The organism is Bacteroidota bacterium (genome assembly GCA_020402865.1).
Classification (GTDB): domain Bacteria; phylum Bacteroidota; class Bacteroidia; order Palsa-965; family Palsa-965.
In genome coordinates, this window is the sequence record JADBYT010000019.1 from 34,740 (window position 1) to 46,545 (window position 11,806).

Annotated in this window: 9 protein-coding genes; all 9 read right to left on the reverse strand. The window is 49.8% G+C overall.

Going from position 1 to position 11,806, the window contains the following annotated elements; translation table 11 throughout:
- Positions 1–55: 55 nt before the first annotated feature.
- Positions 56–1,681: an ATP-binding cassette domain-containing protein gene (locus tag IM638_13400; GenBank protein MCA6364030.1), complete on the reverse strand. Its 1,626-nt coding sequence runs from the start codon at positions 1,679–1,681 to the stop codon at positions 56–58.
- 211 nt (positions 1,682–1,892) lie between these two features.
- A complete protein-coding gene (locus IM638_13405) occupies positions 1,893–2,606 on the reverse strand; it encodes a hypothetical protein (GenBank protein MCA6364031.1) in 714 nt (237 codons plus the stop codon).
- An 86-nt stretch (positions 2,607–2,692) separates the two neighbouring features.
- The gene (locus IM638_13410; protein ID MCA6364032.1) at positions 2,693–3,238 is read right to left on the reverse strand and encodes a hypothetical protein; all 546 of its coding nucleotides are present in this window, start codon (positions 3,236–3,238) and stop codon (positions 2,693–2,695) included.
- A gap of 110 nt (positions 3,239–3,348) precedes the next feature.
- Positions 3,349–4,062 carry a DUF4386 domain-containing protein gene (locus tag IM638_13415; GenBank protein MCA6364033.1) on the reverse strand — a complete coding sequence of 238 codons (714 nt, stop codon included), beginning with the start codon at positions 4,060–4,062 and terminating at the stop codon, positions 3,349–3,351.
- A gap of 46 nt (positions 4,063–4,108) precedes the next feature.
- Entirely contained in the window at positions 4,109–6,445 is a 2,337-nt protein-coding gene (locus tag IM638_13420) for a carboxypeptidase-like regulatory domain-containing protein (protein ID MCA6364034.1), read from the reverse strand.
- A gap of 79 nt (positions 6,446–6,524) precedes the next feature.
- Positions 6,525–7,295, reverse strand: a complete 771-nt coding sequence (locus tag IM638_13425; protein MCA6364035.1) for a PAS domain-containing protein — start codon at positions 7,293–7,295, stop codon at positions 6,525–6,527.
- Positions 7,296–7,320: 25 nt separating this feature from the next.
- Complete coding sequence (locus tag IM638_13430; protein MCA6364036.1) at positions 7,321–10,107, reverse strand: T9SS type A sorting domain-containing protein; 2,787 nt, start codon at positions 10,105–10,107, stop codon at positions 7,321–7,323.
- A gap of 69 nt (positions 10,108–10,176) precedes the next feature.
- Entirely contained in the window at positions 10,177–10,908 is a 732-nt protein-coding gene (locus IM638_13435) for a hypothetical protein (GenBank protein MCA6364037.1), read from the reverse strand.
- Between the two features lie 52 nt (positions 10,909–10,960).
- On the reverse strand, positions 10,961–11,677 hold the full coding sequence (locus tag IM638_13440; protein MCA6364038.1) for a hypothetical protein: 717 nt from the start codon (positions 11,675–11,677) through the stop codon (positions 10,961–10,963).
- Positions 11,678–11,806: the final 129 nt, after the last annotated feature.

An 11,806-nucleotide genomic window follows, 5' to 3' on the forward strand; every position in this document is an offset into this window, starting at 1 on the left:
TGCTCATCCGTTGTCATTTCGAGTATCCGCAGGAAATGCGGGGGAGAAATAACATTTACGCCTCCTGCAACTCATACATGGAAGCACGCAGCGCCTTCACTTCCGGATCGCTGATGTACTCATCGTAAGTAACCATCTTATCAATAATGCCTTTGGGGGTAATTTCGATGATGCGGTTGGCTACGGTTTGCATGAACTCATGGTCATGCGAAGTGAAAAGCACAATGCCTTTGTAGTCTTTGAGCGAGTTGTTGAATGCGGTAATCGACTCAAGATCGAGGTGGTTGGTGGGCTCGTCGAGCATGAGTACGTTTGCCTGAAAAAGCATCATGCGCGAGAGCATGCAACGCACTTTTTCGCCGCCCGAAAGCACGTTTACCTGCTTGAGTGTTTCCTCGCCCGAGAAAAGCATTTTGCCGAGGAAGCCGCGGATAAATGTTTCGTCTTTGTCTTTTGAATACTGACGAAGCCAGTCCACCAGATTGTCTGTGCCGCTGAAATACTGGCTGTTGTCGTTGGGCAGGTAGGCGGTTTGAATGGTTTGGCCCCATTCCACGTTGCCGGTATCAGGCGTTTCTTCGCCGGCAATGCAGTCGAAGAATTTGGTAATGGCCAGATGATCGCGTGAGAGGATGCCGATTTTATCGCCTTTTTTCAGACGCAGATCAATGTTGCTGAAGAGCAATTGTCCTTCGACCGATTTGCTGAGGTTTTCGATGTTGAGAATCTGGTCGCCGGGTTCGCGCTGCATCTGGAAAATGATGGCCGGATACTTGCGGTTGCTGGCGGGCATTTCGTCGATATTCAGTTTATCGAGCAGCTTTTTACGGCTGGTGGCCTGACGCGATTTGGACGCGTTGGCGCTGAAACGCATAATGAAGTCCTGCAGTTCCTTGCGTTTGTCTTCCACCTTCTTGTTCTGGTCGGCACGCTGGCGCTGGGCCAGTTGCGAAGCCTGATACCAGAAGGTATAGTTGCCCGAATAGAGCGAAATTTTGCGGAAGTCGATATCGCAGATGTGCGTACACACGGCGTCGAGGAAGTGACGGTCGTGCGAAACAACGATTACAATGTTGGGATAATCGGCCAGAAAGTCTTCTAGCCAGGTAATGGTTTCCACGTCAAGGTCGTTGGTAGGCTCGTCGAGCAGGAGAATATCGGGGTTTCCGAAAAGAGCCTGCGCCAGCAGCACGCGTACTTTTTCCTTACCGCTGAGTTCGTTCATGAGGCGGTGGTGGAACTCTTCGCGCACACCGAGTTTGCTGAGCAGGTCGGCGGCTTCGCTGTCGGCATTCCAGCCGTTCATTTCGGCAAATTCGGCTTCCAGTTCTGCGGCACGGTTGCCATCGGCTTCGGTGAAATCGGCCTTGGCGTAAATGGCGTCTTTCTCCTGCATTACTTTCCACAGCTTTTCGTTGCCCATCATTACCGCCTGCAGCACGGGGAATTCGTCGTACGCAAAGTGGTTCTGTTTGAGCACCGACATGCGCAGGCCGGGAGAAATGTTTACGCTGCCTTTGTTGGGCTCAATTTCGCCGGAAAGGATTTTGAGGAATGTGGACTTACCGGCACCGTTGGCTCCGATTACTCCGTAGCAGTTGCCGGGAGTGAATTTGAGTTCCACTTCGTCGAAGAGAACGCGTTTACCGTATTGGAGCGTAAGGTTTGAAACTGTAATCATGGCTGTGCGATATGCGTGAAAACGGCCGCAAAGGTACGGATTTTCCGGGTATTTAACTGCACCTGAAGGTTTGAATAGATAGCCCGGGGTGAACGGAAAGCCCGCAACGGGTAAAAGGTTGTTGAAGGTACAATTGGGTGAGGACTTGGAGTGAGCACCGGAGCAGCAGATTTTGTAATGCACCGGAGGTTCGCTCCTCATTTTTTTACTCTTATATCCCCACCAGCAGTGAAATATTCAATCCGCTCTGGCGGATAAAATAATCGGTTGAAATGCTGCGGAAGCCGTGCAGGTAAAGTACGCCGAGTTTGAGCGGAAGATTTTGGGTGGTATTCAGTTTTACTTCGGCACCGGCGCAAAGACCAAAGCTCACGCGCGAAAGCGGGAAGATCACCTCGCGCGAGCCTGTGACAACCGGATTGCCCAAAAAACTGCTGGTGGAAATGGTTTGAAACGTGTTGCGGTTGTTGTTGAGTATGCCGTGCGAGGAACAGAGTCCGGCCGAGATATTGATACGTCCGGCCTGATCAACCGTATAGCGGGCACGGAGTGTAATATTGCCCCAGAGCGAACGCCAGCGGGCATTTTCGTTTATGAGTTCGAGCGTACTGTTGCCCTCAAACGAGCGGCGGTAGTAGTAAATATTCTGGCGGTGATACGAGAAAAATGCGCTGAAGGCGACTGAAAACCGCGTATCGTCCTGATAGAGCTGAATGCCTGCATTGAAGCCCGGCTGAAAGCCTGCGTTACTCAGGCGCACTTCTTCCACATTGTTTAGCTGCTGCGCCTGATCGCGGTCGGGGTCGGTAGCGGCAAGCAGGGTGGCTACGGTGCCAACCTGAACCTCCCAGTTAAATACGGAATTGATTTGCGCCGCACCAAACATGGGCAACAGCAGTAAACACAAAACTAAACGATGCAGCATGACGTGAAAATTGAGATACTGAATCGTTTAGACGGGATGTATTCAGCTGTTGTAAATTACGAAATAAACGAAAGTGCCGGATCGGTTTAAAGCTCTTTTAATGAGCGCACCAGTTTGTTCATGGCCCGCTTGTAGCGCACCTCACGTTGGCGAAGGGTCCACGTGATTACCTGATAGTAATGTGTTTTACCCTGCGCAATGGAGTAGGTGTAGAAAAGATCAATCTTATCGGCTGTGCCGCTTACGGTGAAAATTTTTGCAGGCATGTTGTTTATTGTGGTATCCTGCACCATTGAAACCTGTGTGTTTGCCATATTTTTTTTCAGGTTGTCAATCACCACATCGGTGTAGCCGGTTACGTCCTGACTGATTTCCGATTCCATGCCGTTTTCGACAATTGCCGCATTAAACTCATCTGTTTTCTCATCAATTACCACTACATAAAACTCATCCACCAGATTGCCGTATTGCATAGATGCTTCGCCTTCAAGTTCTTTTAACGAGAGCGGTTCAAGCGGCTCGGGTATGGTGAGTGAATACTGATTATTTATGGTAATGGTTTTTACTTTCGGCTCTTTTTGGCAGCCCGTAAAAGAAAAGAGAATGAGTAAGGCCAGTGCAATATGTTTCATTGGGAAGAGGAAATATACAGGCCACAAGCTGGCCTGACGGGGTTTAACAGGTAATTAATTAGCTGCAAAAATAAACTTTTCTTCTTCACCGTAACGGGTGCGTGCGTGTTTTACCCGTGTGTAGCTTTTTTAATGAGTTTTTGTTTCACGAGCAGTGTTACGGCCAGCGTCATTTCATACACAAAAATGGGTAAAGCCAGCAAGAAGCCCGGTGCAGAAACCTGTTTGATGATGCCAAAAAGTTCGAGCAATGAAGCGATGAAAATGAACACCGCTGCAAGAAGCCCAAGTATGGCCAGCGGACGCGGTACTGTGCGCGAATGATAAAACACATAGCTGTATATGAATGTATTAATGCCCAGCATAAAGTTCGGACCGAGAATGAATGTCCAGTCGTGTAATGCTTTGAGTACAGCGCCGGTAGTTTCAAACGCCGCCACATCCGGTATTGTGGCGGCTGCAAATGCACTGCTGAGCGAAATAAGTCCCAGCACACTCAACAGCCCGGCCACAATAAACACCACTTCAAGTAAACGAAACACTACATAGCCGATGGCGAGACTGCTGTTGCTGGTTTTGAGTACCGGATAAAGCGAAAGCGCCGTACCCATAGCGGAGGCCGCCAGCAGCAGCTCAAACAATACGCCCAGCAGCACCGTGCCGGCCTGTGTGCTGCCCTGTCCCAGATAATTGGCATTTTGCAGCACAGGCGCGTAAAGTAATTTTCCGGCAATGGAAGTAATGGCGGCGGCAATAAAACAAAAGCCGGCCCAAAAGTATGCCCTGCGAAGTGTGGGCAGCGGTAATGCAGCAGGTGTGTTCATCGTATTCAGTTATCGTGTGGATACAAAGGGGGAAAAATGGTGGCCATTAAAACTGAATTTTATAACTCAGGTTGGGAAGGATTACACGCGCTTCATCGCGGTCGATGGTATTATTGATAGAGTTGTATTTGAAGCCATAAAAATCGCTCTGGCCGGTGAGGTTGAGGATTTTAAACGCAAACTCCTGTGTGGTGCGGGCTTTGTTTAGTTTGTAGCTGGTGGTGAAATGCACATTGAGCACAGCCGGTGCCTGAAGCGAGTAGGCATTTGTTTCGTTGTACAATACTGTGCGGGCAGCCATTGTGGCATCTGTATCTACAGGCGAGTAACGGTTGCCACCCTGATAGCTGATGCGGGCATTGATGCTGAATGTGTTTTGCTTGTTTTTACCGGTTTGCCATTCTTTGCCGCCCAGCACGTTCATCACATAGTTGCGGTTAAAACGCGTATTGCGCCACACACCATCGCCCCCACGGTAGCGCGAATCGAATACGGAAGCGGTGAACATGAAGTAATACCCTTTTGAAATGTATTTTTCAAGCGTCACATCCACACCCATGTTGCGGCCTTCGCCGGTGTTTTCAAGCTTTTCGGCAAAGAACCAGTCGGTTTGCAGGTTTATCATTGAAAATGAACTGTCGGCAATTACGGGCACACTGTACAGCCACTGGAAGTAAGGTTCTATTTTGAGATGCACAAGCTCCGACACGTTATAATCGTAGCTAAGTACAGCGTGATGGGCTTTGGTAAAATCGAGATTTTTGTTCACGGCCAGTTCACCGGTGGTAAGTGAGTTGTTGAAATAGAACGGAAGATTTTCGAGGCGGCTGTGCAGGCCGTAAGCTAATCCGGCCGAATGTTTTTTGCCCAGTGTGCGGCGCAACCCGATGCGAGGTTCAATTGTGTAGCGGCCGTTGAGTGTGAAGTATTGTGCATTGATGCCCGCATTCATTACCAGCTTTTCGGAAAGTATGTAAGACGAGCCGGTGAAGGCCGAAAGCAGTACGGCACTGCCGTTTGCGTTTACCAGTTCAACCGGTGTCTGCCCAATGGTATAGGCCTTGTTGAGCAGTATGCTGTAGTTCATAAACGTGGCCAGCATGCCGCTGCGGTTGCTGTGCCGGGCCGTTATTTTATTGTTGAGGATGGATGAAAGCACATAGTTTACGTTTTCGTATTTTATTGTGCTGTTGGGCTTCAGTTCCAGCGTGCTGTTGAGTGTTTGCGAAATCCACTGGCTTGCGTTGCCCGATGCGGCTAACGTAGTTTTGAGATATACCGAAGGATTGAAAAAGTATTTATGCGTAAGTCCGGCGCCGCCAATCTGCAGTTTCAGTTCGTCCTGCTGGCGACTATCGGCATAGAACCATTTTGTGCTGTCGGTGTTGGGTTTTTGACTGGCACCGTCAAGCAGCCCGATTCCCCATAATGAGAATGTGCCTGCTTTTTGCGTGGGAAAATTGAGTTTGAACGAAAGATCCTGATAGCGGATGGAGTTTGCGCCTTCGGGCAGCAGCGGAGCCAGCAGTGCCAGTGTAGAATTGCGGTAGTTGAACAGGTACGAAGCCTGGCCGCCTTTGCGGAAAGGTCCTTCCTGTGCCACATCAATGCCAATGAGTCCGGCCTGAAAGGTGCGTTCGCGTTTCTGGTTGTTGCCGGTGCGCAGGGCAATGTCGAATACGCCCGACACGGCATTGTTGTATTCGGCGGGAAAAGCGCCGGTGAAGAAGTCGGAGTTGGCCAGCATCTGACTGCTCAGGCCGGTGAGTATGCCCCCGCCGAATGCGCGTAAATCGCCGAAATGGTTGGGGTTTGGAATTTCAATGCCTTCCATTTTCCATTGCAGGTATTTCGGTGCATTGCCGCGCACAATGATGCCGTTTACGCCCGAGTTGGAAGCCACACCGGCAAAAGCCGAAGCCAGACGCGCCGGATCGTCAAATCCGCCGGCATAACGGTTGGCTTCATCCACGCTCAGCATGCGCGCACTAACGGTTGACATGGTATTGAGCGGCTGCTGCTTGTTTACTTCGGGCTTAATGGTAACGGTTTGCAGGTTGTAGGTGTTTTCCTGAAGCGCCACGGCCACAACGGTTTGTTTAGCCGAGCTCACCACCACTTCGCGCAGGTAAGCCACCTCGTAGCCTACACAGCTTATTTTTATGTCGTAGCGGCCTACAGGCACGGATGAAACGGAGAATGCACCGAGTGAATCGGTCTGGGCGCCCAGTGCGGGCTGCGTGTTCAGCAGCAGCACGGTGGCGTAGGGCACAGGCGCGTTTGAAGCCTTGTCGGTAACCGTGCCGCGCAGGGTTTGCACCGGCTGGGCGGTGAGGATAAACGTAGAGAAAAGGGTGGACAGCGTAATAATCAGTCGTAGCATAGAGCAGATTTGTTGCCTGCAAAATTCCCTACGCCGCAGCCCTGCTGCAATACTGATTAATCATTACGCCGCCCGGCAATCAGGCCAGAAGCCCGTATTTGCTGGCAAAACTTACCGCTTCAATAGAATTGTTGGCGCCCAGCTTTTCAAGTACGCGCTGCCGGTGTGTATTTACCGTGTGTACGCTGATGGCGAGTTTGTCGGAAATCTCCTTGCTCAGCAAGCCGTCCTTTACAAGCCGGAGTATTTCAAGTTCGCGCGGGGTTAGTTCAAGCTGCAGTTTCGGACTGGTTTCAAGCAGAAACTGATTGCCGTTTTTGAAATTGAGCAGCCTGCATTTTACCGCACTTTCCGCATCCTGATTGGGCGATATATCCACAATACTCACCATTAACCAGATCCGGCCCTTCACATCCACCTCAAGCACCTGATACTGTTCCACCAAACGCACATACTTTTCATCTGCATTACGCATACGATATTCATAAATCGCTTTATGTGCAAGCTTCTCATCCAGCGAAAATGCGTTAAACATTTTCAATGAACTAACTCCGTAAACTGCCAGTGTATGCTGTTCATCGGGATGAATTCGTGCTTCAAAAAAATTGTAGTTGTCAACTGCAAAATCTTCCTGCTGAAAACCAAGCAGCTTGCCGTAATTCGATGAATAGAAAATTGTTTTCTTCGTATTCAGATCGAAAATACTCACACCGGAATTACTAAGCTGTGCAAGGCTCTCGAACGAATGGATATGTGCATCCAGCACACGGTAATCAATATCGTTTTCTGCAAACTGATATTGCTGAAAAAACGTAAAGACAATTTCCTGTATGCTGTTTTGCGGTTGCATTTCAAATTACTTATTGGAATAATCATTAATTCACCATCACCATTTTCGCACCCTGCACCGTGCCGCATACAATACGCACATAATACATTCCCGCAGGTAAGCCTTCCACATTCAGCTGCTCGTTAAATGCACCTTCAGGTCTTCGTCCAAGTGCTTTGCGCTGCACGGGGCGCCCGCGTTCGTCGAGAAGTTCGAGCATTGTTTGTCCGGCTTGGGGAAGTGTGGCCTGTATATTCAGCACATTGCTGGCCGGGTTTGGATAAAGCCCCAGGCTGAGTTGCGGCTGCGGCGCAAGTTGCTGCACACTTACAATATCGTTTACACTGGTAATGGTGGCGGTGTAAATGCCGTTTGCATGTGTGGCTACTGCAACCGTGCCATCGCTGGTGCGCACATCAATCATGTCGCACACTACTGCGCCAATGCTGTTTTCGCCCTGCCGCACCCATACCGTGCCGTTGTGTATGAGCGTGTCGGTGGCGTAGAGTCCGGTGCTGGTGGCTACCAGATACACCATGCCGTTGCTCACCGGCATTATGCTTGCCCAGCGCAGCGAAGGGCCATTGCCGCTGCCGTTTGGCGCCTGCTCCAGATTGCCGGCCACACGTTTCCAGGTGGTGCCGCCATCGGCTGAATAAAACAAACTATACAAGCCGTAGTTTGAATAAACCACCATTACCTCATCGCCGTTGTTTGGATTTACGGCAATGCTGCTTACGTAGCCCGTGCCCGGGAATGTATTGTCTGTAATATCAACCGGCGCGGGCGTGCCGGTATTGGCATTGTCCACACGATATACGCGGCGGCGGTCGGTGCCGTAATACACGCGGTTGGCGGGCGTTTTACACACCGTTACTGCGGTAATGCGTGAGTTTGCGGTGGGCACCGAATCGTTCCAGCGCGTCCAGTTTGTGCTAATCGTATCCCACTGGTTGGTGAGCGCAATGCCGGCGAGGTTGCTGTTTCGCCAGAGGTATTTGCCGCCCGCCAGATACATGATGTTCTGGTTGTTCGGGTCGAGTGCAAACGGATTAATGAACAAATATTTTTCGCCGCCAATGGGATCAATACGGCGCACGGCTGTTGGATTGCCGCCTGCATCGAGCGTGGCTTTGTTCATCTTGCCGTTTTGAATGGAGAAGTAATACATGCCCGCTCCATCTTCAATCTGCACATACGAACCATCGCCGCCACGCGGGTGCGACCAGCTGGCTGTGGGTGAACTGTTGTTTATCCACCACGTGCCGTTGTCCTGCGCACCGGCGGCAATAATAGTGCTTCCGGCTGTGCCATGATCAAGCGCCACGGTGTAAAACTGTGTGGTGAGGTAGCCGTTGTTGAGCGATGTCCAGCTTACCTGCGGCGCCATGCAGTTGTTTGTGCGAAATACACCGCCGTCGTTTGCACTGTACATTACATCGGCGTTTGAAGGCAGAAACGCAATGCCGTGCTGGTCGGGGTGGTGGTTGAGATAGCTTTCTACCAGCGGCAGCGATGTACCTAACTCGTAGCCGCCGATGTAGGTGGTGTTTTGTGTGTCGTTGAACCGGTTGGTGCTGCGGTAAATGTTGGTGCCGCCAATAAACACGGTGTTCGGGTCGTTTGGCTTTACGGCCACCACAAGGTCATACGAACCCTGTGCATTGAAGTCTTCAAAAGGCCCCACGCCGTTTGTGGGAATGTTGGCCGAAAGATCTTCCCATTGTCCGCCGCTGCCGCTGCCGTTTCCGCCCAGATAGGTGTAGCGCCAGAGTGCATTCCATTCAATATCGCCGAAGTAGTTTGTATCGGGCATGCCAATGCCGTTGGTGTTGGCGAGGAAATAAATTTCGTTCGGGTTCGACGGATTGATGCCGGCTACAATGCGGTTGCAAAGTGAATCGCCGAAGAGCGGGGTGGAAATTTTTGTCCATGCGCCGCCCTGATTGGTACTTCGCCAGATACCGCGCTGGGGGCCGTCGGAGCTGAGTGTGGCGTAAAGTATGGCGCTGTCGGGCGTAACGGCAATATCGGTGAAGTAGGAGTAGGCCGATGTGCTTCCGCCGCGTAGTGTGGTCCAGTTGGTGCCGCCGTTCAGGCTTCGGTAAATGGCACCGAGGCAGGCGGCATATACTACATCGTTGGCGGTGTCTTTGTGGTCGGTTTGTATGTTCCAGATCAGGTCCCAGAAGGCATCAAAGCTTTGCGGCGTGTTTGTTTGCGAAGCGGTGATGGCTGTCCATGTGGCGCCGTTGTCGGTGCTTTTGAGCATGCCGTTGCCGAGGAAGTAGGCGCTGCCGCCGCTGGCCGACTGACCATAAGCCTCGCCCGATCCGGCATACCAGGTTTGCGTGTGGCCGGGGCGTTTGTCTTGTGCAAGGCAGGTAATGCCGTGGTAGCTGAGCGTGGGTGTGAGTTTCGACCACGAGGCCCCGGCATCGGTGCTGTTCCAGATGCCGCCGCTGGTGGAGCCGGCAATGAGGTGGTTTTCGTTGGCAATGTCAATGGCAAAGGCGCGTGTGCGGCCGCCCACATTCCACGGTCCGCGATTGGTCCACTGCGCCTGTGTGGCACTGCGGGCATTGGCTAAACTACCGTCGCCGGGCAGTGTGGCGGCAAAGGCCAGCTCTTTTTCGCGGATGTGATCGGGTATTTTTCCGTCGGGGCCGGCAAGCCGTGCAAGTTCATACTCCATGCGCGCGCGGGCATCTTCTTCCATGCCTTCGCTGTGGCGCAATTGGTGTGTGTGTGCCTGGGCTTTGGGCTGCACGGCCCACCAGATGGCGGTGCCGGTAAATACTACGATTGCTGCTGAAAACAATACCTTTTTCATTCCGCTCAAAATGTTTACACAAGTTTACTGAAAACAGTTGAGTGGCCAACTTCCGGCAAATAAGGGAAATCAGTTTATCGGCTTAGGTTGTTTTTCATTTTTACGAAACACTTTGCCGCTCAAATCGTACGCCACTGAAACCTGCATACCCGACTCCGATAATGAATAATCACGGTTCATTGGCGACCGGCATATACGCCATACCAGTGCCAAACTCCATTTTGTTTCAGGTACAGGCAGAGAAATGCCACCACATAAAAATGTATTGATTCTACTTACAATAAGCGGAGAAGAAATATTTTCTGAAACAAAAACCGGATTGAACGGGCTTGAAATTTTCCAATATCGTTGTTTTGATAAATTGGCAAGATTACTGCTCAGCATTACCCCGCCAAAAAGCCTGATATTTTTTTCAACCCCTAAGGCTATCTGAGCCATTAACATAAAATCTGTACGTATAATATCCCAGCGCATATAGTAAACCTGATATGAAAAAGCATTGGCACTAGTTGAGTAATAATAATTATCTTTTGTTAAAGATCCTAAGCAGGTTACACGAGAAAACTGAATGCCAATAAGCGGCGAAAAAGCCACTTTATTTACACTTAACCAAGCGCCAGCCTGTCCTCCCAACTGCGGATGAACTTTGAGTTGTTGAAGCTGCCCGCTCCAGTTATAGTTTCTTGCTTTGTTGTACACCCTTGTCATATTCATCCCGCCAAAGGCTTCAAACTTCAGATTAATCTGTGCAACAGCGGTAATGAAGACCAGACAATTCAATAATGTAAAAAGTAGCTTCATGGGAATAGTGTTTAAATAGTGTGGTAGTATGAATGTAAATGCACGTAAAAAATTATAGTGAATAAACCAGTGAAAGATTAACCCCTTTTTCGGCCAGCCAAAAAAGAGTTTCATTTTTTGTAAATGTAAATCTCCAATTAGCAGCAAGGCTGATACGGCTTTTTACAATAGGCAGGATTGTTCCGCCTGTTAGTGCCATTGCTAATTGCGGAGCTTTTAATCCTTCTTCATACAAAGTCGTTTCATAAAAGTTAGTTGTAGTTCCTGTATTGTAGTTGTATGCGTATCCCTGTTCCTCATACCAGTAATTTGTTCTGGAGCGATTTAACAGTAGGCTGGTGACCATAATACCTCCTGTTAACCGAATATCCTTTTGGGGGCCAAAGGCAGCCTGAATTTGCATACTCAGCTCACCCCGGGTCATATCCCAGCGCAAATAATGCACATTTCGGGTGTAATACATTTGACCTCCGTTAATCATATCAGGTATAAAATGTTTTAATGTGGCATAAACAATATTTCTTGAAACCCCAATCCCAAATAAGGGTGTGATGAGTGTGTTAGACTTACGACTGAGTAAGACACCAATATTCATTCCTGACTGAGGATTCATAGTGTTAAAATCAATACTTCCATTACCTGTATTTTTAATTGAAAAGCGATGCAAACGAACAATTCCTGAACCCGCATACAAATCAATCCTCAAATTTTGTTGCGCAGCACAGGATAACGAACAAAGCAAAAGTATAATGCATAACACGTTTTTCATACTGGGTAAATATTTCGGAGTTTATCTGTAATGTACATAACTGCCGGACAAACCATTGTGTTGCGCTAAGTCAGATCAGCAATCTGATACACGCGCTTGCGGTCGGTATGCGGGTATTCGCGGCAGGCT

Coding starts and splice junctions, on each gene's coding strand:
- IM638_13400 (MCA6364030.1), bottom strand. CDS start 1,681: ATGATTACAGTTTCAAACCTTACGCTCCAATACGGTAAACGCGTTCTC.
- IM638_13415 (MCA6364033.1), bottom strand. CDS start 4,062: ATGAACACACCTGCTGCATTACCGCTGCCCACACTTCGCAGGGCATAC.
- IM638_13430 (MCA6364036.1), bottom strand. CDS start 10,107: ATGAAAAAGGTATTGTTTTCAGCAGCAATCGTAGTATTTACCGGCACC.
- IM638_13405 (MCA6364031.1), bottom strand. CDS start 2,606: ATGCTGCATCGTTTAGTTTTGTGTTTACTGCTGTTGCCCATGTTTGGT.
- IM638_13440 (MCA6364038.1), bottom strand. CDS start 11,677: ATGAAAAACGTGTTATGCATTATACTTTTGCTTTGTTCGTTATCCTGT.
- IM638_13435 (MCA6364037.1), bottom strand. CDS start 10,908: ATGAAGCTACTTTTTACATTATTGAATTGTCTGGTCTTCATTACCGCT.
- IM638_13425 (MCA6364035.1), bottom strand. CDS start 7,295: ATGCAACCGCAAAACAGCATACAGGAAATTGTCTTTACGTTTTTTCAG.
- IM638_13410 (MCA6364032.1), bottom strand. CDS start 3,238: ATGAAACATATTGCACTGGCCTTACTCATTCTCTTTTCTTTTACGGGC.
- IM638_13420 (MCA6364034.1), bottom strand. CDS start 6,445: ATGCTACGACTGATTATTACGCTGTCCACCCTTTTCTCTACGTTTATC.